Source organism: Pantoea sp. SGAir0183, assembly GCF_043545505.1.
Window position 1 is genome coordinate 1,406,208 of sequence record NZ_CP028053.1, and the last position, 21,444, is coordinate 1,427,651.

The window sequence follows — 21,444 nt, forward strand, 5'->3', positions numbered from 1 at the left end:
ATGAGGATGAGACATGCATATCAGTTGGCTGGATCTGCACCAGCAGGCATTAAGCGTCCCGCAGCTTTATGCAGTACTGGCGTTGCGCTGTGAAGTCTTCGTCGTGGAGCAGCAGTGCGCCTATCTGGATGTGGATGGTCAGGATTTGCAGGGCGAGAATCGTCACCTCCTCGGCATGGCGCAGGATGACCTGCTGGCCTATGCGCGCATCCTGTCGCCCCGGCGCGCCGAGACAGAGGTAAAAATTGGGCGCGTCATCATCTCCAGCAAAGCCCGTGGCCTGAATTTAGGTAACCAGTTGATGATGCAGGCGATAGCCAGCTGTGAACAGCACTGGCCAGGGCATGCACAGTTTCTTTCTGCCCAGGCGCATCTTGCGGGGTTTTATCAGCGTCACGGTTTTGTCGCGGTCAGCGACAGCTACCTTGAGGACGGTATTCCCCATATTGATATGCGCAGAGCAGGGGGGAAATAAACCGCGCTAACGGCCTGACGGTTTTATTCCTCCCTCAGCCTGTCGCGTGTTCTTTTCACGTATGCAAAAAAAATGCATCCCGGCGCCAGGCCTGAGATGCATTATGCCGTGAGATGGCCGTGTTAGCTGACGGTCATCTGGCGATCGTCAACGTATTTACGCTGGTCTGGCGGGGGCGGCACATACTGATAGAGCCACGTTTCGCTCAGCGTTTCGTCTTTGGTGCGCAGGAACAGACGCATCTCAACGGGTTGTACGCTGTCGCTGTCAGGATACCAGTCAAAGAGGATACGGTACCCTTTGATCGGCTCAACATACAGAATCTCAACCTGCTTAAAGGTGCCGGAGGACACGGTAATCACCGGTTCAATGCCCTTTGGTGCGGCGGCCTGCAAATCGCCGCCGATAAAGTCGACAGCAAAACGGCGGCACCACACATCCGGGAAGTGCTCGCCTGGCGCCCAGCCTTCGGGGAAGCCGCCGATGCCGGTGCGGGTTGCATCCACACGCGCCAGTTGGCTCTGTACGGGCGGCAGTGCGCTCCAGTAGAGTTTGTACGAAAAGCTGAACGCGTTGCCCGCTTTGATCGGTTCGGCGGGCTGCCAGAAGCAGACGATGTTATCGAGCGTTTCACCGGTCGTGGGGATTTCCATCAGGTTGATGGCACCTTTACCCCACTTACCAACCGGTTCCACCCACAGGCTTGGCCGTTTGTTATACCAGCCAATCACGTCCTGATAATTCTCAAAGTCATGATCAAGCTGAAGCAGACCAAAACCACGCGGGTTTTCATCTTCGTAGGCGTTGAACTGCAGACGCTGAGGGTTATTCAGCGGACGGGCAATCCATTCCCCTTTCCCGCTCCACATTGCCAGACGATCGGAGTCGTGAATCTGGGGATGGTAGGTGTTACACATCCGACGCTCGTTGGTGCCGCAGCTGAACATACTGGTCATCGGCGAAATGCCTAACTGACGAATATCCTTGCGGGCAAAGAGATGATTCTCAATGTCCATCACCACGCGTTCGGCTTCGCAGTGAATCACAAACTTGTATGCGCCGGTGATGCTGGCCCCATCCAGTAAGGCATAGCAGGTGAAGGTTGTGTCTTCGGCTTTCGGCGTTTCAAACCAGAACGCTGTAAAGTCCGGAAACTCTTCCTGGCCATTACTGAAAGTGTTAATGGCGACGCCACGCGCGGACAGGCCGTACTGGTAAGTATCATCGACAGCACGGAAGTAGCTGGCACCGAGAAAGGAGACGATATCGCGGCGGGCCAGTTCAGGTTTTTTAAAGGCACGGAAGCCCGCAAACCCCAGATCGGTTTTGCCTTCCAGCTGCTTAGTGTCGACTTTCGCATCGTTGTAGTTAAACAGCTCGGTGCGGAAGTGGATTTCGCGTGCCTCACGGCTGGCACTGTCGACGGAAAACATGCGGATGCGGCGTTTAAAGCCCATGCCGACGTGGAAAAACTGCACATCAAGCTCGCGATTCGGAATGTTGTTCCACAGCGAGTGATTAGCATCGTACTGAATATCGTTGTAAGCCTGCGGCGTCAGGTTAGCCAGCGTTTGCGGCAGCGGGCCCGGTGGACCACCCCACGGCTTTTTGGCCAGTGCGGCCGCGTTCTTTTTTAACTCGTCGAAATCGAAGCGCACTGCGATTCCGTCAGCAATGCCATCATCTGCCCAGGCGGATTGCGCGAATAGCGTTGATAAGCCTGTCATACCGCTCACCGCGGAGAAGGCCATTGACGCTTTCATAAACATTCTTCGATTCATGCCGGAGATCATTCCTTAGCTTTTCGAGTTTGTTGTGACTGTCGTGTCGAAGCACAGAGCCTGATTATTACAGGCAACAGCAGGGTACGACAGACGGCTTAGAGAAAAATTCAGTTCGCTGAAAATTTATCAGATAAATCAAATAAACGAAGCGAAATTGCTTTAAGCAAGTTATCTCTTACACTTCTTTGCGTAATCACAGCCTGCCATAAGTTGACGCGCGTGCGCTTTCCTTGCGCCGATTTTCAGGTGATTCCTGGTAAGGGGCCGCGCAAAGCCCTCATTTATGGCTATAGTTAACCAGGTGCATTGCAATTCACATGGAGGAAATGATGGTAAAACAGACTGAATCTTTCGACACGGGCTATGACGACGATATCGCACTGCTGACTGAAACGCTGGAAGAAGTGCTGAAGTCATCAGGTGATCCGGCCGATCAGAAATATATCGAACTGAAAACCAAAGCTGAACGCGCGCTGGAAGATGTTAAATCACGTGTCAGCCAGGCCTCGGATAGCTATTACTACCGTGCCAAACAGGCCGCGTACCGTGCTGATGATTACGTCCATGAAAAACCGTGGCAGGGCATTGGCATCGGTGCTACTGCAGGGCTGGTATTAGGCCTGCTGCTGGCGCGTCGCTAATCTCAATCGCCTAAAACGGGCAGGCGCTGTCCTGTCCGTTCTCCCTTTCTGGTTCTTCCGCACTTCTGTCACCTGCCTGAAAATGCCGTTACCCGGTTAATTCCTGCCCGCAGATTGTGTTTTGTTCAGGGGCTTTCTAAAGTAAAGCGACAGGCACAAGGAGAATGAATGTGATAAGAGTTGAAATGCTGTCCACGGGCGATGAAGTGTTACATGGACAAATCGTCGATACCAACGCCGCCTGGCTGGCTGATGTGTTATTTCAACACGGGTTGCCGATGACCAGCCGGACTACGGTGGGTGACGCAATGTCGTCGCTGGTGGAAACGCTAAAGGCCCGCAGTCTTGAGGCGGACGTGCTCATCGTGAATGGTGGACTGGGGCCAACCACTGACGACCTTAGCGCCCAGGCCGCGGCCAAAGCGAGCGGGGTAGGGCTGGTGATGCAGGAAGCCTGGCTGGAAACGATGGAAGCCTGGTTCGCCAGCCGCGGACGGGTTATGGCTGAGAGCAACCGTAAACAGGCAGAAATTCCCGCTAACGCCGAAATGCTGGATAACCCGGTCGGTACCGCCTGTGGCTTTGCACTGCAACTCAATCGCTGCTGGATGTTCTTTACGCCAGGCGTTCCCTCTGAATTCAAGGTAATGGTCGAACAACAAATCATTCCGCGTCTGAAAGCGAAGTTCGACCTGCCTGAACCGCCCGTTTGCCTGCGGCTGACCACCTTTGGCCGGGGAGAAAGCGACATTGCGAATGAACTGGAACCCTTGCCGCTGCCGGAGAACGTGCTGATGGGCTACCGTTCTTCCATGCCGATTATCGAAATCAAACTTACGGGGCCAGCCGAACAGCGCGTCGCGATGGAGCAGGTCTGGCAGCAGGTACGTTTGTTGCTGGCCGAGTGTACGATATTTGAAGGCACTGAGGGGCTGCCTGCACTGCTGGCGCGGGAACTGCATCAACGTCACTGGCGGCTGGCGATCAGCGAACAGTACACCGCAGGGTTACTTCACTGGCAACTGGCTTCGGCTGACGTGCCCCTGAGCGCCAGCGAAATTCTGCCGCAGCAGGACGAGAGTCTGGATGTTCAGGTCATGCGCACCCAGGCGCTGGCGACGCGTTTGCAGACTCAGCTTGCCCTGTCCGTCGGCAGCCTGAGCGAAGACGCGATCTCTGTGGCGCTCCATACACCGGAAGCGACCTGGGGACAACGTGTTAAATTCAATAGTGGTCGTCACAATCTGGAAACCCGTCAGAAAGTGGTGGCGATGATGGCAATGAACATGCTGCGGCGCTGGTTACACGGCAGCGAGGTCAGCACAGGGCACGGCTGGATTGATGTGCTTGAAACTATCAAGCATTAAAAATACGGAGCGGTGCCAAACGGCACCGACCGCCTTCTTTTTCTGCTCCCCGCGTTTCCTCAACTAACACGCTGTTTAACGCCGTAGCCCCGTCGCCAGCACGGTAAAGGTCGCCGTGACTTTAGCCAGCGTGGCCTGGGGCTCGGCGCTGGCGGCCACCCACAAGGCGGCAGTAAACGCCGCACCATTCAGCAAGCGGGCAGCGGCTTCAACATCCACGGGCTTCAGCACGCCGCTCGTGACCATCTCCTCCAGTGCATGCTGGGTTGCGGTCAGGCAGGCGTTCTGGCTGGGCCACAGGGAGGGATCGCCAAGAAAGGCCGGGCCATCCAGTAATACAATACGCTGCACTTCGGGGTCCAGCGCCATCTCGATATAGGCGATACCTTCCGCCAGCAACTGGTTCCAGCTGTCGCCCGCACTGGCCGCGCGCGCTTTTGCACGCTGGGCGATTTCACTGTCGACTTCCGCGACCACAGCGGCGAGAAGGCCACGTTTATCGCCAAAATTGTGATAAAGCGCACCGCGCGTTAAACCAACGCTCGCCGTCAGCTCATCCATGGACGCGGCAGCAAACCCCTTTTCGGCAAAGGCTTTACGTGCGGCGGCAATCAGTTTAAGGCGATTTTCTTCCATCGTGACCGCACGAGGTCGTCCTGCCATGGTTCTCTCCTTTTCGTATACGTCGCGTATCTGAAATTGACATACGGGGCGTATGTGTGTTTTATTTCACATACGGGAAGTATATTAAATCATGTCGTCATGAGGCGCATGATTTCCTGATAACAACTCACCAGAGGGTTAAACAATGAGCAATCGTGAAGCAGTTTTCCCGGCGGGCCGTCATGCGCTGTATGAAAGGCATGGCTATTCCGCTGCGATCCGCTCGGGCGACCTGCTGTTCGTCTCGGGTCAGGTTGGCAGTCGCACGGACGGATCGCCTGAACCGGATTTTGCTGCTCAGGTGCAACTGGCCTTTGAGAATCTGCGCCAGACACTGGCGGCGGCAGGCTGTTCGTTCGATGATCTTATTGATGTCACCACGTTTCATACCGACCCTGAAACGCAGTTCGCTACCATTATGGAAGTGAAAAAAGCGATATTTCCGCAGCCACCTTATCCTAACTGGACGGCGGTCGGCGTTAACTGGCTGGCAGGATTCGATTTTGAAATCAAAGTCATTGCCCGTATCCCCTGAGTCAGCACCCGGCGAAAAAAAACCGTCATCCGGTTGGGATGACGGTTTTTTTAAACGCTTTGGCTCAACCACTAGAGTTCAAGCTCGATTTCACCTTTCGCCTTACAGCAGCAGGGCAGGATCTCCCCCTGTTCAATAAAGGCCAGCGGGGTTTCCGCGTAGTCGACCTCGCCGCGCAGTAACCGCATACGGCAGGAGCCGCAGTAACCTTCCCGGCACTGAAACTCCACGCACAGGTTGTTGGCTTCCAGCATGGTCAACAGATTAGGATGATCGTCTGCGCACTCCAGTCGGGTGCCGGAACTGCGCAGAATAACAACAGAACGGCTCATCGTTATAACTGGAAGTCGTCGAAGTCGTTTTCGCCCACTTCTGAATCAATCTGACCCACCAGGTAAGAACTGACTTCCACTTCCTGCGGGGCAACCTGAACGTTATCGGACACCAGCCAGGCGTTGATCCAGGGTATCGGGTTCGAGCGCGTTTCGAACGGCAGATCGAGGCCAACCGCCTGCATACGAATGTTGGTGATGTATTCGATATACTGGCACAGGATATCTTTGTTCAGACCGATCATGGAGCCGCCGCTGAACAGGTAATCTGCCCACTCTTTCTCCTGTAAGGCCGCTTTCTTAAACAGCTCGAAGCACTCTTCACGGCATTCGGCGGCAATTTCTTTCATTTCAGGATCGTCTTCACCGGTGCGCAGCAGATTCAGCATGTGCTGGGTGCCGGTCAGATGCAGAGCTTCGTCGCGTGCAATCAGCTTGATGATTTTGGCGTTGCCTTCCATCAGTTCTCGCTCAGCAAACGCAAAAGAGCAGGCAAAGCTGACGTAGAAGCGGATCGCTTCCAGCGCATTGACGCTCATCAGGCAAATATACAGCTGCTTTTTCAGCGCGCGCACATTAACCGTAATGGACTTACCATTGACCTGATGCGTACCTTCACCCAGCAAATGCCAGTAGTTAGTCATCTCAATCAGGTCATCGTAGTATTTAGAGATGTCCTGCGCACGCGCCAGAATCTGCTGGTTGGTGACGATATCGTCAAATACCACAGACGGATCGTTCACGATGTTGCGAATGATGTGGGTGTACGAGCGAGAGTGGATCGTTTCGGAGAACGCCCAGGTTTCGATCCAGGTTTCCAGTTCCGGAATCGAGATCAGCGGCAGCAGTGCCACGTTCGGGCTGCGTCCCTGAATCGAGTCCAGCAACGTCTGGTATTTCAGGTTGCTGATGAAGATATGCTTTTCATGATCGGGCAGGGCCTGGTAGTCGATGCGATCGCGTGAGACATCGACTTCTTCAGGACGCCAGAAGAACGAAAGCTGCTTTTCGATCAGTTTTTCAAAGATATCGTATTTCTGCTGGTCAAAGCGCGCCACGTTAACGGACTGACCGAAAAACATAGGCTCTTTCAGCTGGTCATTTTTGTTTTGTGAAAAAGTGGAGTAAGCCATAAAAAACTGTCCATGGTAGACGAGGCTCAGCACCGGCCTCGCGGAAAAATGTGGGCGGGAAAGGCTCCCGCCCGACCGTCAGATCTTACAGGCGCCGCTTTCGCAGCCATCATCCTGAATAGAAGGTGCCAGATCGTCCTGCGCATCTTCTGCACCATCACGGGTGTTTTGGTAGTAGAGCGTTTTCACGCCGAACTTGTAGGCGGTCAGCAGATCTTTCAGCAGTTGCTTCATCGGCACTTTGCCATTCGGGAAGCGCGACGGATCGTAGTTGGTATTTGACGAAATCGCCTGATCGATGAATTTCTGCATTACGCCAACCAGTTGCAGGTAGCCATCATTGGACGGCATATCCCACAGCAGTTCGTACTGATCTTTAAGACGCTCATATTCCGGCACCACCTGACGCAGGATACCGTCTTTAGATGCTTTAATACTGATATGGCCGCGCGGCGGTTCGATACCGTTGGTGGCGTTTGAAATCTGCGACGAGGTTTCAGACGGCATCAGGGCAGAAAGCGTCGAGTTGCGCAGGCCGTGGGTTTTAATCTGCTCGCGCAGGGTTTCCCAGTCCAGGTGCAGCGGCTCGTTGCAAATCGCATCCAGATCTTTCTTGTAGGTATCAATCGGCAGCACGCCCTGTGCATAGGTGGTTTCATTGAACCACGGGCAGGCGCCTTGCTCTTTAGCCAGCTCATTTGAGGCTTTCAGCAGGTAGTACTGAATGGCTTCAAAGGTTTTGTGCGTCAGGCCATTCGCGCTGCCGTCGGAGTAGCGCACGCCGTGCTTCGCCAGGTAGTAAGCAAAGTTAATGACGCCAATGCCCAGCGTACGACGACCCATCGCACCCCGTTGCGCGGCCGGAATCGGGTAATCCTGATAATCCAGCAGTGCATCCAGCGCGCGTACAGCCAGCGTGGCCAGCTCTTCCAGATCGTCCAGGCTGTCAATCGCACCAAGGTTAAATGCTGACAGCGTACAGAGCGCAATCTCACCGTTTTCGTCGTTGACGTCATTGAGCGGTTTAGTTGGCAGCGCAATTTCCAGACACAGGTTCGACTGGCGCACTGGCGCAATACTGGCGTCAAACGGGCTGTGTGTGTTGCAGTGGTCAACGTTCTGGATGTAGATACGGCCGGTAGAGGCGCGTTCCTGCATCATCAGCGAGAACAGATCCACCGCTTTCACACGCTGCTTACGAATGCTGCTGTCTTGTTCGTATTTGGTGTAAAGACGTTCAAATTCGTCCTGATCGGCAAAGAACGCATCGTACAGGCCAGGTACGTCTGACGGGCTAAACAGCGTGATGTCCTCGCCCTTCAGCAGGCGCTGGTACATCATTTTGTTGAGCTGCACACCGTAGTCCATGTGACGCACGCGGTTACCTTCCACACCACGGTTGTTTTTCAGGACTAACAGGCTTTCCACTTCCAGATGCCACATCGGATAGAAGAGCGTTGCTGCGCCGCCACGGACGCCGCCCTGCGAACAGGATTTCACCGCCGTCTGGAAGTGCTTGTAGAACGGGATACAACCGGTATGGAAAGCTTCACCGCCGCGAATCGGGCTGCCCAGCGCGCGGATACGACCCGCGTTAATACCAATACCTGCGCGTTGTGAAACGTATTTCACAATAGCGCTGGAGGTCGCGTTGATGGAATCCAGGCTGTCGCCACATTCAATCAGGACACAGGAGCTGAACTGACGGGTTGGCGTTCGCACTCCCGACATGATTGGCGTCGGCAGGGAGATTTTAAACGTGGAAATCGCATCGTAGAAACGCTTGATGTAATCCATCCGGGTCGCACGCGGATAGCCTGAGAACAGGCAGGCCGCCACCAGAATGTACAGGAACTGGGCGCTTTCGTAGATCTCACCGGAGACGCGGTTCTGAACCAGATATTTGCCTTCCAGCTGTTTCACGGCCGCGTAGGAGAAATTCATGTCGCGCCAGTGGTCGATGAAGCCGTCCATCTGCTCGAACTCTTCACGGCTGTAGTCTTCCAGCAGATGGCGATCGTATTTACCCAGGTCAACCATCTTAACGACCTGATCGTACAGCGCGGGCGGCTCAAACTGGCCGTACGCTTTTTTACGCAGGTGGAAGATCGCCAGACGGGCGGCAAGGTACTGATAGTCAGGAGCATCGCGAGAAATAAGGTCTGCAGCGGCCTTGATGATCGTTTCATGGATGTCAGAGGTTTTGATGCCATCATAAAACTGAATGTGGGAACGCAGCTCTACCTGTGAAACCGACACATTGTTCAGCCCTTCAGCTGCCCAGTCGAGGACACGGTGAATTTTGTCGAGATCAATGCGCTCCTGGCGGCCATCGCGTTTAGTAACGAGCAGACTTTGGTTCATGTCGCGTTTTTACCTTTGCGTGAGTATCCAATAATTAAAAGAAATCCCGATTTATACACAGCATATTCATTGTGAATAATGTTGTGGATAAACACTACATCTTGGGGTTGTCGAAGATAAGTATAACAATATGGAGGCTTATTCTAGTATTTTGCTGGCGCTTAACAAGAGGAAAAAATGATGTCTGCGGGGGTTGTATTTTCTGCGGGTTTTCTTAGGCCGCGTCTCGTAAGGCCGCAGGTCTTGTCAACCAGTCTGAGAAAATATTGCGATTTATGATCGACCGCTGATTTTTCAAACATTGCGCGACTTTTTCCAGCATTGGTCTATGCGAAAGCCTGTTTTGAGCCATAGCCGTCGTGCCACAGGGCTTAATGCGTAGCGGCAGGGAGGATAGCGTTTTGTGATGACAGTGGGATGACAGCAGCGTGGGCAAAGCCGCACGCTGCACAGGAATTACGCCTCGCCGTGATGCGTGTGGATCATGTAGTTCACGTCCACACCTTTGCCCAGACGGAACCGATCGGTAAGCGGGTTGTAGTGCAGGCCCGTCATGTTGCGTTCACGCAGTGGGGTTTCATCCACCCAACCCAGCAGCTCAGAGGGACGGATAAATTTCTTCACATCATGCGTCCCACGCGGCACCATGCGCAGGACATATTCCGCACCGAAAATCGCCATCAGCCAGGCTTTGGGATTACGGTTAATGGTCGAGAAGAACACCTCGCCACCGGGTTTAACCAGCTGCGCGCAGGCGTGCACCACTGAACGTGGATCCGGCACGTGCTCAAGCATCTCCATGCAGGTCACCACATCGTACTGGCCTGCATGCTGGCTGGCATGCTCCTCGACCGTTTGTTGCACATAGTCGAGCGTCACGCCGCTCTCCAGCGCATGCAGTCGTGCCACCTCAAGTGGCTCCGCGCCCATATCCAGCCCGGTGACGATTGCACCTTCCCGGGCCATGCTTTCCGCCAGGATACCGCCACCACAGCCGACATCGAGCACTTTTTTACCGAACAGCCCGTGACTGTGTTGCGCAATGTAGCCCAGCCGCAGGGGATTAATACGGTGCAGCGGTTTAAATTCGCCCTCCAGATCCCACCAGCGCGAGGCAACGGCCTCGAACTTGGCAATTTCCTGTGCATCGACATTGTGCTGAGGGTTCTGTGGTTGTGCATTCATTGAATCGTGACTCCTGACAAAATGTGACATCAGTATAAACGCTTAACTTATCATGGCGCACCTTATCAACATGAGTAAAAGCACCTTAATAAGGTGGTTAACGTTCACCAGTGAATTGCGGTGTGATATACTTTCGCACCTTTAAAATCCGGGATTAGTAGAGGGATAGCGGCTCCATGAGCGACCTTGCGAGAGAAATTACACCGGTTAATATCGAAGAAGAGTTAAAAAATTCTTACCTCGATTACGCCATGTCGGTCATTGTTGGCCGAGCTTTACCCGATGTGCGTGATGGCCTGAAGCCAGTACATCGCCGCGTACTCTACGCGATGAGCGAACTGGGTAATGACTGGAACAAACCCTATAAAAAATCTGCCCGCGTCGTCGGTGACGTTATCGGTAAATATCACCCGCATGGTGATTCTGCCGTTTACGACACCATCGTACGTATGGCCCAGCCTTTCTCCCTGCGTTACATGCTGGTGGACGGTCAAGGCAACTTCGGATCCATCGACGGCGACTCCGCTGCGGCGATGCGTTATACCGAAGTGCGCATGTCTAAAATCGCCCACGACCTGTTAGCTGATCTGGAAAAAGAGACCGTTGACTTCGTACCGAACTACGACGGTACCGAGCAGATCCCTGAAGTTCTGCCCACCAAAATCCCTAACCTGCTGGTCAACGGATCGTCCGGTATTGCCGTCGGTATGGCCACCAACATTCCGCCGCATAACCTGCGCGAAGTGATTAACGGCTGCCTGGCTTATATTGAAGATGAAAACATCAGCGTTGAAGGGCTGATGGAACACATTCCGGGGCCTGATTTCCCGACGGCGGCCATTATCAACGGGCGTCGCGGCATTGAAGAAGCCTATCGCACCGGTCGCGGTAAAGTTTACATCCGTGCCCGTGGTGAAGTGGAAGTGGATGCCAAAACCGGACGTGAAACCATCGTCATTCACGAGCTGCCCTATCAGGTGAACAAAGCGCGCCTGATAGAAAAGATTGCCGAGCTGGTGAAAGAAAAGCGCGTCGAAGGAATCAGTGCGCTGCGCGATGAGTCTGATAAAGACGGCATGCGTATCGTCATTGAAATTAAGCGTGACGCCGTTGGTGAAGTGGTTCTCAATAACCTCTATTCCCTGACTCAGTTGCAGACCTCTTTCGGTATCAACATGGTCGCTCTCCATCAGGGCCAGCCGAAGATTATGGCGCTGAAGGAGATTCTCGAAGCCTTCGTTCGCCATCGCCGTGAAGTGGTGACACGCCGTACTATTTTCGAACTGCGCAAGGCGCGCGATCGGGCACATATCCTTGAAGGTCTGGCGATTGCGCTGGCTAACATCGATCCGATTATCGAACTGATTCGCCGCGCACCAACGCCAGCGGAAGCAAAAGCGGGTCTGATCTCGCAATCGTGGGCGCTGGGCAATGTGGCCGCGATGCTGGAACGTGCAGGCGACGATGCGGCCCGTCCAGAGTGGCTGGAAGCGCAGTTCGGTATCCGTGATGGTCAGTATTACCTGACAGAACAACAGGCGCAGGCCATTCTGGACTTACGTCTGCAGAAGCTGACCGGCCTTGAGCATGAGAAGCTGCTGGACGAGTACAAACAGCTGCTGGATCAGATTGCAGAATTATTGCACATCCTGTCCAGCTCAGAACGTCTGATGGAAGTCATTCGCGAAGAGCTTGAGCTGATGCGCGATCAGTTCGGCGACGACCGCCGCACTGAAATTACGGCTAACAGCGCCGACATCAACATCGAAGACCTGATCAATCAGGAAGATGTTGTGGTGACATTGTCGCATCAGGGCTATGTGAAATATCAGCCGCTGAGCGACTATGAAGCCCAGCGCCGTGGCGGTAAAGGCAAGTCTGCCGCCCGAATCAAAGAAGAAGACTTTATCGATCGTCTACTGGTGGCGAATACCCACGACACGATCCTGTGCTTCTCCAGCCGTGGCCGGCTCTACTGGATGAAAGTCTACCAGTTGCCTGAAGCCAGCCGTGGTGCACGCGGGCGTCCTATCGTTAACCTGTTGCCGCTGGAAGCCAACGAACGTATTACGGCGATTCTGCCGGTACGTGAATACACCGAAGGCTTTAACATCTTCATGGCTACCGCCAGCGGGACCGTGAAGAAAACGGGTCTGCAGGAGTTTAGCCGCCCACGTAGCGCAGGCATTATCGCGATTAACCTGCGTGATGACGATGAGCTGATCGGTGTGGCGCTGACGAACGGCAACGATGAGGCGATGTTGTTCTCTGCGGCCGGTAAGGTGGTGCGCTTTGCAGAATCCGCGGTACGTGCCATGGGCCGAACGGCTTCGGGCGTACGGGGCATTAAGCTGGCGCAAAACGATCGCGTAGTTTCGCTGATCGTGCCGCGTGAAGAGGGCGCGATTCTTACGGTTACGCAGAACGGCTACGGTAAGCGTACCGCGAACAGTGAGTACCCGACCAAATCCCGTGCAACGCAGGGCGTGATTTCCATCAAAGTAACTGAGCGTAATGGCCCGGTTATTGGTGCGGTACAGGTTGTCGACAGCGATCAGATCATGATGATCACCGATGCCGGCACACTGGTAAGAACCCGTGTCTCCGAAGTCAGCATCGTGGGCCGTAATACTCAGGGTGTGATCCTGATTCGTACAGCCGAAGACGAGAATGTTGTCGGTCTGCAGCGCGTAGCGGAACCGGTGGAAGAAGAAGAGCTGGATGCTATCGATGGCAGTGTGGCGGAAGGGGACGATGATATCGTACCTGAAGTCGACAATGACGACGATGATGAACCGGCAGTGGACGACGACGAGTAAGTTACCCGTCGTACGTTAAACCGCAACGGCAGGACAGGGGTAACCCGGCCTGCCGTTTTTTTTGGCTGTGAAGACAGAGAGAGGAGAGGTGGGCGTCAGGTCAAACATTCTCAAACTGCGCCCTGAGCCCGGAGTCGACTGGCTTTTTCGCTGCGATAAAGCTAGTGTATGAACATCAAAAATCCAACAATGCGACTAACCTTGCCACCTGCGAGTCACCTTTGAAATATCTAGTTTCTTTCCGCACGACGCTGCGCATTTCGCGCTATCTGTTTCGCGCGCTGGCACTGCTCATCTGGTTGCTGGGCGCTGTTCTGACGACGTTCTATATTATCAGCGTCCTGCATGACAAAGAGAACAAGGTACGTCAGGAGTTTGCCAGTAACTACGGCACCATTGACTGGTACGTACGTCATTCTGCGGGCATGATGCGTGAACTCAAATATATTGCTGAAAACCGGCTCGCCAGACCTGCACCCATCGGTCAGTCCCAGGCGGACAATCTGATTCAGCCACAGTTTATGCCGTTATATTCCGGTGACGACTGTGCCTCCATGAGCACCACCTGGCGCAACTCGCTTGATTCCTTAGGCAACTACATTAACTACTGGAAAAGCAATTTCGCCTCCTCCTACGAGCTGAACCGGGTCTTCCTGATTGGCGGCGATAACAGGTGCCTGGCTGACTTTACCGTCAGCACTAACAATAATAATGTCAGTCGCGATCGCAGTCTGAAGCTTCTGCGGGAAAACCTGCAGCGTTACCGTAACAGCCCGGAAGAGGACCAGCGTAATCCGGCCTACTGGGTGAGCAGCTCCGCTCAGCCTGGTGTAGGCAGCTTCTCTGTGGTGATGCCGGTCTATGTGGCCGATAAACTGCAGGCTTTGCTGGGCGTAGAGCAAAATATCCGCCTTGATGAATTTATCCAGCCCGGCAGCCTGCCGGTGACCGCGACCATAACCGACGAAAATTATACGCCGTTGCTGACGTCACGCCGGGGAGGCGTAGGTTTCTCGCTAAACGAATTACCCGACGATAAAACCTGGTTTGGTTATCTGGACGGTTATCGCCAGCTGGTGCTCAAGAAACCCTTACCGCCATCAGAACTCAATGTGATCTGGTCGGTGTCAACGGATGTCCTGGTCGATCAGCTCAGGCTCATGATGATTAACGCGGTGCTGCTCAATATCATGAGTGCGGTACTGCTGTTTACGCTGGCCTGGTTATTTGAGCGGCGCATGTTTTTGCCTGCGGAAGAGAATGCACACAGGCTGGAAGAGCATGAGCAGTTTAACCGTAAGATCGTGGCGTCAGCACCGGTCGGGATCTGTATTCTGCGCACCAGCGATGGCACCAACATTCTGAGTAATGAGCTGGCGCATAACTATCTTACGTTGCTGACGCAGGAAGACCGCAAGCGGTTAAATGAAATTATCGGCGGCCAACAGGTCAACTTTGTGGATGTCCTGACGGGCAGCAACACCAATCTGCAAATCAGCTTTGTGCATTCCCGATATCGCAATGAAAACGTCGCCATCTGCGTGCTGGTTGATGTGTCCGCGCGCGTTCGTATGGAGCAGTCATTGCAGGAGATGGCGCATGCCGCTGAACAGGCCAGCCAGTCGAAATCGATGTTTCTGGCCACGGTCAGCCATGAACTGCGCACGCCCTTATACGGCATTATTGGTAATCTGGATTTATTACAGACACGACAGTTGCCCAGCGGTATCGACTCGCTGGTCACCGCCATGAACAACTCCTCCAGTCTGCTGTTAAAAATCATCAGCGATATTCTCGATTTCTCGAAAATCGAGTCGGAACAGTTGAAGATTGAACCGCGTCCTTTCTCCCCGCGTGAAGTGATTACCCATATTGTCGGTAACTATCTGTCGCTGGTGGTGAAAAAACGCCTGACACTGTACTGCTATATTGAGCACGATGTTCCGCAGTTCCTCGATGGCGATCCCCTGCGTCTGCAACAGGTGATTTCTAACCTGCTCAATAATGCGATCAAATTTACGCATACCGGCTGCATTATCCTGCATGCATACGTCACCCAGGGCTATCTGGCCTTTCGTATGCGTGATACCGGCGTCGGGATTCCGGCAAAAGAGCTCACCCGGTTATTCGATCCGTTCTTCCAGGTCGGAAATGGCGTCCAGCGCAATTTCCAGGGCACCGGGCTGGGCCTGGCGATTTGTGAAAAGCTGATCAACATGATGGACGGTGATATCGAGGTGGAGTCAGAGCCGGGAATGGGAAGCCAGTTTATCGTGCGTATCCCCATCTACAATGGTAAGCAGCCGTCCATTCCACTGCTTGACGGGCTGCAGGATAAGAAAATCTGGCTGGCAATGCGCAATGAGTACCTGGCCCAGTATCTGGACAGGCTGTTGAAGCAACATGGCTTCCAGGTCGCCGATATGCTGGCAAACCCTGGCAGTGATGATGTGGTGTTAACCGACTATGCAATGGAGACATTCCCCCAGGTGCGTGCGGTTATCACGTTTGACGGCGCGCATGTGGATATGCCGCGTGAGCCGCAGGCAGGGCGCTGGATCCACAGCACGGCAACCCTGCATGAACTGCCGACTTTACTGGCACGTATTTACCGCATTGCCGTGGAAACCGAGAGCACGGACGCGCTTTCTCTGAGCGGGCCGGTCGAAGAGAAAATCCATAATGACGACATTATGGTGCTGATCGTTGACGATCATCCTATCAACCGCATGCTGCTGTCAGAGCAGCTTGGCACGCTGGGTTATCAGGTGAAAACCGCCCAGGACGGTGTTGACGCCTTAAATGTCTTAAGCCGTAATACAATTGATATTGTGCTGACCGATGTGAACATGCCCAATATGGACGGTTATCGTCTGACTCAGCGCCTGCGTCAGTTAGGGCATGTGTTCCCGGTGATAGGCGTCACGGCGAACGCGCTGGCCGAAGAAAAGCAGCGTTGTATGGACGCAGGCATGGACAACTGCTTGTCGAAGCCCGTGACGCTGGATGTGCTGAAATCAACGCTGGGTCTCTATGCGGAGCGGGTACGTAAAGCCCGGCAGGGATAAAAGAGAAGTGGAAGGAGGCGGTGCGAGTGCACCGCCTGAAAACTTACTCTTTGTCGATCTGGGTTGCGCTGACCGATGACAGATAGTTGAGCAGGGCAATATCGTTATCCACACCCAACTTCATCATGGCCGATTTTTTCTGGCTACTGATGGTCTTAATACTGCGGTTCAGCTTCTTCGCAATTTCCGTTACCAGGAAGCCTTCAGCGAAGAGACGTAATACTTCGCTCTCTTTAGGCGAAAGACGCTTATCGCCATAACCGCCGGCACTGATTTTCTCCAGCAGTTTCGCCACGCTTTCCGGCGTATATTTCTTGCCTTTCTGCAGCGCAGCCAGCGCTTTAGGCAGATCGGTTGGCGCACCTTGCTTCAGAACGATACCTTCGATATCCAGATCCAGCACGGAGCTGAGGATGGCCGGATTGTTGTTCATGGTCAGAACAATGATCGACAGATCAGGATAATGGCGTTTGATATATTTGATCAGCGTAATACCGTCACCATACTTTTCACCCGGCATAGAGAGGTCGGTGATCAGCACATTGGCATCAAGCTTGGACAGGTTGTTAATCAGTGCTGTTGAGTCTTCAAACTCACCCACAACGTTAACCCACTCAATTTGTTCCAGAGATTTTCGGATACCGAAAAGAACAATTGGGTGATCATCGGCAATAATTACATTCAGGTTATTCATCTTATTGGTTACCTTGCTGCAGCAGTTGATTGACATAAGCGTCAATATTACTGGTGGTATTTTTAATGTTTGAATCGTCACACACTTTGATGTGGTGTTCTAATTCTTCACAAAGCTGTTTGCCCGGTGTCAAATTAAGCATAGCAAACACGCCTTTAAGGCGATGGGCAGTCTGAGCAAGCGAGGCATAATCGTTTATCGCTGACTCAGTATACAATCTCTTTACATCATCCGGTACTGTCTCAGTAAACAGCTGGAAATAGCCTCCACTTAGCAGTGGCGTGCTGGCGTCATCTTCTTCAGTGTTATCCTCCATTACATCGTGGGACAATTGCTTCTCAATCAGTGCCAGTAATGCATCCAGTAGTGCATTACTGAGATTGAAATTGACGCGATACTGTTGATCGTTCAGCGCATGATGGCCCGGTTCGTCTTCTGCCAGTAACAATGCCCAGCCACTCAGTTTGCCCGGATCGTCGGTGATCTGTACGTCGTGATCCTGACCCGAAATACGTTCATCAGGCGTCAGGCAGCGCGCGCCCCAGTTTTCCAGATGGCGAGAAACAATTTTGTGGACATCTTCAACGGCGATCTCCACCAGCGCGGTTACGCCTTCCAGGATTTTCTCTTCCTCCTCATCACGCTGTTCCTCTAGCGTGAGGGGCAGTTGAATGTTATAGCGTGTGCCGATATCGGCTTTCGCCACAATCTCCAGGCTACCGCCCATTTGTTTACACAACTGCTTGCACAGGAAAAACGCCATACCGGACGCCTGACCATAACGATCCTGACTGGTATCGCCCAGGAACGGGAAGTCCACGTTCGCCAGTTCATCCACGGTCAGTCCGGCACCGGTATCCACCAGTTCAATATAGACCCGGTCAGGCTGGTTCTCTGCCGTCTTTACCGCCAGGGTAATCTTGCCCCAGCGGGTGGTAATCAGCGCATAATGCATCAGCGTGGTGAGGATTTTGCGCAATGCACGTCGATCGCCAAAGCGCATCTCGTCATTTGCCAGATGATTATTCACCACCAGGGACAGGCCTTTGCGGCGCAGCAGCGGCAGGCTCTCCAGCGTAATTTCGTCCAGTAACTCTTGCAGGTTAAATACCGACGCATCAGGTGACCAGTCATGCGCTTCAAGACGATTGAGCAGCACGATATCGTCCACCAGACGAGCCAGTGACTGGCTCTCGTCCAGAATATCCAGCACGCTTTCGTCGTTATCACGCTGACTCAACTGCACCAACTGCGAGACGATTTTTTCCAGCGGCTGGTTTAACGCATGGCCAAGGTGATGCAGCAACTGCTGACGCATCTGGTGGTTGCGATCCAGCACCTGCTGTGCTTTTTGCAGTTTCTTGTTGACCAGTAATTCCCGATCCTGATCGCGCATCATAAACAGCTGTGTATGCGGCGATAAAACGCTACGCGCATGGCGTATTTCGTACACTTCGTTGTTGATCGTAGCCTGTAATACACCCTGATGCTGATCGGACATATTGATGATCTTTTGCAGGTTCAGGTGAGGCAAAAGATGCTCGGCGATCTTATTACTTAACAAGGTACGGTTACTCGCAAAGTCGTACACCAACAGGCCCACAGGTAAGCTGGCCACAATCTCCTGATTGAGTACGCGAAGGGAGTCCAGTTCAGCACTCTGGTTTTCACTGGGACGAAGCGATTGTTTGCGTAGTAACAATACGCCACTCAGTGAAAGTAAAAACAGCACCAGGTTAATCAGTAGTGGCCACATCAGGTTATGCGCACTGTCGAGCAGCAGGCGAACAAGGGGGACCCGGTAAACCAGCTGCAGCGAGGTGCTGGGCAGGGCTGCGGCTATCTCAATGTCGTGGCTGACCAGCGAAACCTGGGTTGTCTCAAGGCCTTCCTGGTTTGTACTGGTGTTATTGGTAAAGCTGGCATCCTGACGCAACTGGAAGTTCTCTACCGGCATATTAAGCGGGATTAAGTCATTCACAGGCAAATCAAACGCGACGACAGTAGCCAGATGGCCGGGCTGATTAAACGTCGTACGCAGGGTAAAGTAGTGATCGTTCTGGAAAGCAAGATGACGCAGAGGCGAAAAGCTTTCGCGTTCATCCAGCGCATTCGCCTGCTGCAGCATTTCAGCACGGCGCGCATCCACTAATGAACTTAACGCATTCTCTTTATAGCGAGTGGCCAAATCTTTCAGCGGCAGGGTCGATATCATAATCAGGCTGTTGTCCTGACCATTTAAGAAATACATCGACCAGGTCGGCGATTCGGCACCCCACAGCGTATCAAGATAACTGGACATCCGCATCGTCATATCCAGCGTGCTGCTGTCATGCGAACCAAAGATCAGCGCTTCGGTTTTACGTCGGGTTTTTTCGAGGTAATAGACATCAGGACGCAGACGCGTCTCTTGTAAATTGCTGGCAGGGACGGAACCTGCCGCACTGGCCGAGAGGTTTTCATAAATTTGCCAGGTCACAAAACGATAGGTATCAATACGTTTTTGTACGTCGTGCGCCATATCTGCCATGGCATAGCGTTTATCGGTTAGCCAGGCATTAATTGAATTTTGCACCATACAACCCAGCGCCAGTAACAGTACCAGGTTAAATACGATAAAAAAGCGGGTGACATTGCTGGATGTCAGAGGAAACTTATACAACATAGCGTCTCAGATACCTGATTTATCGCGCAACGTTGCGCGCACTGACAGCCACAGCCAACAAGAGCAGTGCAATCAGTAAAAATGCACCGCTAAGGCTAATCCATTGAGAGATGAACCCGATCAACGCCGGACCAGAAAGAATACCTGCATATCCCAACGTTGTCATGGCTGAAATCGCCAGGTTAGCGGGCATTGCATGCTGATTACCCGCCGCGTTAAATAACATAGGCACGGTATTGGATAAACCAAATCCCACCAGTAAGAAAGCCAGTAATGACGCTTCCGGCCAGGGCAGCAGGACGGCGAGCGCCAGGCCCGACGCCGCGGCCAGCGCGCCCATGACCATCACCGGATAGCGGCCAAAACGTTGAATAATCTTATCGCCAGTAAAGCGTCCTGCCGTCATCGCTACAGAGAATACGGCATAGCCCAGGCCCGCATGTGCCGTCGACATTGACGGATTTTGCAGCAGCAACAGGGCACCCCAGTCCAGTACTGCGCCTTCTGCCAGAAACAGGATAAAGCACAGTACGCCCAGAAAGGCGACACGCCCGCGCGGAATCACCAGCCAGGGCTGATCAGGCTGATGTAAGCGCTGGTTCATATAGCCGGACAGCCGCCACAGCAGCAATGCGACCATCACCGCCATAACGATCAGAACCGATAAGAGAGGGGTCAATGTCAGACCTAACAGCAGACTTACCGCACCGGCACCTAAAATGCCTCCCAGGCTGAAAAACGCGTGAAAGCCTGACATCATGGGGCGTCCTGCGGCTTTTTCTACTTCCACCGCCTGATAATTCATTGCAACGTCCAGCATCCCCAACCCGGCACCAAACAGCATGAGTGCTGCGGCCATCACCAGATGGGAAGGCGCGGTTGCCAGCACAGGTAGCATTAACAGGACCAGCAGCGTCGAACTCATCATCACCCGCCGGCAGCCAAAGCGGGCGACCAGCGTGCCTGTGACGGGCATCGCAAGCAGTGAACCAATCCCCAGGCAGAGCAGCAGGGCACCGAGGGATGCTCCTTCTAACTGCAAGCGATCGCGCGCATAAGGTACCAGTGGTGCCCAGGCTGACATGCCTAGTCCATTAATTAAAAAAATGGTACGCGTACCGGCGCTAAGGCGGCGTTCAGAACAGGTTGATTTTGCGGCATCCAGTGCTGTCATGGCTCTTATTTCATCTGTATCGAAGCAAAAAAGTGTAGCATCAAATTGCTGCAAAACGCTGTGAGAACACAGGCTTAACAGTTCATCATTTTACGTAGATGATTTTCGCGCAGCGCCAGTGTACCGACTTTTAGCGGTGCCAATGATTTTTCCAGAACTTTCCTGGCTTACTTTCCCTCCTGCCGCGACGTTGTATGACCGTGGTCACATTTTCGCTACGTGTATTGCTTAGTTAAATTTGAGTATGCCTTCAGCCTGTCAAGGCCTAAAAAAAACAGGTTAATCCGTAACTTTGCGCATTTTTTAGAAATATTTAGCAACATCTGAAAGCGATGCGCGGCACATTTTTGCCACTTTTTTACTGACAAAACCAAAATTTGGCTAATGTTATCTTGGTTAAATCATAAATAAAACTGCATATTACGATTGATTTTTGCCCTGACTGTGATGAATATTATTTTCATGATGTTGCCAAAAGTAAGTTCGGATTAATTAAAATTTAAACAATTATTACGCTTCGCTTAGATTTTTTGCCATAGTTCTTG

At 53.0% G+C, this 21,444-nt stretch carries 15 protein-coding genes; 6 read left to right on the plus strand and 9 right to left on the minus strand.

What is annotated here, in order from left to right:
- Positions 1-13: 13 nt before the first annotated feature.
- Entirely contained in the window at positions 14-475 is a 462-nt protein-coding gene (locus C1N59_RS06750; RefSeq protein ID WP_054633423.1) for a GNAT family N-acetyltransferase, read from the plus strand.
- Between the two features lie 122 nt (positions 476-597).
- On the opposite strand, the gene C1N59_RS06755 is transcribed toward C1N59_RS06750, so the two are convergent.
- A complete protein-coding gene (locus tag C1N59_RS06755; protein WP_006120012.1) occupies positions 598-2,256 on the minus strand; it encodes a glucan biosynthesis protein D in 1,659 nt (552 codons plus the stop codon).
- Between the two features lie 332 nt (positions 2,257-2,588).
- On the opposite strand from C1N59_RS06755, the gene elaB reads away from it, so the two are divergent.
- Both elaB and C1N59_RS06765 read left to right on the plus strand, forming a co-directional pair.
- A complete protein-coding gene (gene elaB, locus C1N59_RS06760) occupies positions 2,589-2,900 on the plus strand; it encodes a stress response protein ElaB (protein WP_033740963.1) in 312 nt (103 codons plus the stop codon).
- A gap of 170 nt (positions 2,901-3,070) precedes the next feature.
- Positions 3,071-4,267 carry a nicotinamide mononucleotide deamidase-related protein YfaY gene (locus C1N59_RS06765; protein ID WP_006120010.1) on the plus strand — a complete coding sequence of 399 codons (1,197 nt, stop codon included), beginning with the start codon at positions 3,071-3,073 and terminating at the stop codon, positions 4,265-4,267.
- A 75-nt stretch (positions 4,268-4,342) separates the two neighbouring features.
- Here the strand turns inward: C1N59_RS06765 and C1N59_RS06770 are convergent, their stop codons facing one another.
- On the minus strand, positions 4,343-4,930 hold the full coding sequence (locus C1N59_RS06770) for a TetR/AcrR family transcriptional regulator (protein ID WP_006120009.1): 588 nt from the start codon (positions 4,928-4,930) through the stop codon (positions 4,343-4,345).
- 145 nt (positions 4,931-5,075) lie between these two features.
- On the opposite strand from C1N59_RS06770, the gene C1N59_RS06775 reads away from it, so the two are divergent.
- Complete coding sequence (locus tag C1N59_RS06775) at positions 5,076-5,465, plus strand: RidA family protein (RefSeq protein WP_006120008.1); 390 nt, start codon at positions 5,076-5,078, stop codon at positions 5,463-5,465.
- A gap of 71 nt (positions 5,466-5,536) precedes the next feature.
- Here C1N59_RS06775 and yfaE read toward each other — a convergent pair whose 3' ends face one another.
- The 4 genes from yfaE to ubiG all read right to left on the minus strand — a co-directional run bounded on the left by yfaE (position 5,537) and on the right by ubiG (position 10,479).
- Positions 5,537-5,797: a class I ribonucleotide reductase maintenance protein YfaE gene (gene yfaE, locus C1N59_RS06780; RefSeq protein ID WP_006120007.1), complete on the minus strand. Its 261-nt coding sequence runs from the start codon at positions 5,795-5,797 to the stop codon at positions 5,537-5,539.
- Positions 5,798-5,799: 2 nt separating this feature from the next.
- Entirely contained in the window at positions 5,800-6,930 is a 1,131-nt protein-coding gene (nrdB, locus tag C1N59_RS06785; protein WP_006120006.1) for a class Ia ribonucleoside-diphosphate reductase subunit beta, read from the minus strand.
- A gap of 78 nt (positions 6,931-7,008) precedes the next feature.
- Positions 7,009-9,294 (minus strand): class 1a ribonucleoside-diphosphate reductase subunit alpha, encoded by a 2,286-nt coding sequence (nrdA, locus tag C1N59_RS06790; RefSeq protein ID WP_033740614.1) that lies wholly within the window; start codon positions 9,292-9,294, stop codon positions 7,009-7,011.
- 456 nt (positions 9,295-9,750) lie between these two features.
- A complete protein-coding gene (gene ubiG / locus C1N59_RS06795) occupies positions 9,751-10,479 on the minus strand; it encodes a bifunctional 2-polyprenyl-6-hydroxyphenol methylase/3-demethylubiquinol 3-O-methyltransferase UbiG (RefSeq protein ID WP_033740611.1) in 729 nt (242 codons plus the stop codon).
- Between the two features lie 176 nt (positions 10,480-10,655).
- On the opposite strand from ubiG, the gene gyrA reads away from it, so the two are divergent.
- Both gyrA and rcsC read left to right on the plus strand, forming a co-directional pair.
- On the plus strand, positions 10,656-13,298 hold the full coding sequence (gene gyrA, locus C1N59_RS06800) for a DNA topoisomerase (ATP-hydrolyzing) subunit A (RefSeq protein ID WP_033740609.1): 2,643 nt from the start codon (positions 10,656-10,658) through the stop codon (positions 13,296-13,298).
- A gap of 221 nt (positions 13,299-13,519) precedes the next feature.
- Entirely contained in the window at positions 13,520-16,366 is a 2,847-nt protein-coding gene (gene rcsC / locus C1N59_RS06805) for a two-component system sensor histidine kinase RcsC (RefSeq protein WP_394550450.1), read from the plus strand.
- A gap of 43 nt (positions 16,367-16,409) precedes the next feature.
- Here the strand turns inward: rcsC and rcsB are convergent, their stop codons facing one another.
- Genes rcsB through C1N59_RS06820 form a run of 3 tightly spaced genes read right to left on the minus strand, consistent with a single transcriptional unit; the run spans position 16,410 to position 20,899 of the window.
- Positions 16,410-17,060 (minus strand): response regulator transcription factor RcsB, encoded by a 651-nt coding sequence (rcsB, locus tag C1N59_RS06810; RefSeq protein ID WP_006120001.1) that lies wholly within the window; start codon positions 17,058-17,060, stop codon positions 16,410-16,412.
- Position 17,061: 1 nt separating this feature from the next.
- Positions 17,062-19,725, minus strand: a complete 2,664-nt coding sequence (rcsD, locus tag C1N59_RS06815) for a phosphotransferase RcsD (protein ID WP_394550451.1) — start codon at positions 19,723-19,725, stop codon at positions 17,062-17,064.
- Positions 19,726-19,744: 19 nt separating this feature from the next.
- A complete protein-coding gene (locus tag C1N59_RS06820; protein WP_033740605.1) occupies positions 19,745-20,899 on the minus strand; it encodes an MFS transporter in 1,155 nt (384 codons plus the stop codon).
- Between the last annotated feature and the right edge of the window lie 545 nt (positions 20,900-21,444).

Excerpts from the sequence above, each read along its gene's own strand:
- C1N59_RS06770 (WP_006120009.1), bottom strand. The coding sequence starts at position 4,930 with ATGGCAGGACGACCTCGTGCGGTCACGATGGAAGAAAATCGCCTTAAA.
- C1N59_RS06820 (WP_033740605.1), bottom strand. The coding sequence starts at position 20,899 with ATGACAGCACTGGATGCCGCAAAATCAACCTGTTCTGAACGCCGCCTT.
- C1N59_RS06755 (WP_006120012.1), bottom strand. The coding sequence starts at position 2,256 with ATGAATCGAAGAATGTTTATGAAAGCGTCAATGGCCTTCTCCGCGGTG.
- gyrA (WP_033740609.1), top strand. The coding sequence starts at position 10,656 with ATGAGCGACCTTGCGAGAGAAATTACACCGGTTAATATCGAAGAAGAG.
- rcsB (WP_006120001.1), bottom strand. The coding sequence starts at position 17,060 with ATGAATAACCTGAATGTAATTATTGCCGATGATCACCCAATTGTTCTT.
- nrdA (WP_033740614.1), bottom strand. The coding sequence starts at position 9,294 with ATGAACCAAAGTCTGCTCGTTACTAAACGCGATGGCCGCCAGGAGCGC.
- yfaE (WP_006120007.1), bottom strand. The coding sequence starts at position 5,797 with ATGAGCCGTTCTGTTGTTATTCTGCGCAGTTCCGGCACCCGACTGGAG.
- elaB (WP_033740963.1), top strand. The coding sequence starts at position 2,589 with ATGGTAAAACAGACTGAATCTTTCGACACGGGCTATGACGACGATATC.
- C1N59_RS06750 (WP_054633423.1), top strand. The coding sequence starts at position 14 with ATGCATATCAGTTGGCTGGATCTGCACCAGCAGGCATTAAGCGTCCCG.
- rcsD (WP_394550451.1), bottom strand. The coding sequence starts at position 19,725 with ATGTTGTATAAGTTTCCTCTGACATCCAGCAATGTCACCCGCTTTTTT.
- nrdB (WP_006120006.1), bottom strand. The coding sequence starts at position 6,930 with ATGGCTTACTCCACTTTTTCACAAAACAAAAATGACCAGCTGAAAGAG.
- C1N59_RS06775 (WP_006120008.1), top strand. The coding sequence starts at position 5,076 with ATGAGCAATCGTGAAGCAGTTTTCCCGGCGGGCCGTCATGCGCTGTAT.
- ubiG (WP_033740611.1), bottom strand. The coding sequence starts at position 10,479 with ATGAATGCACAACCACAGAACCCTCAGCACAATGTCGATGCACAGGAA.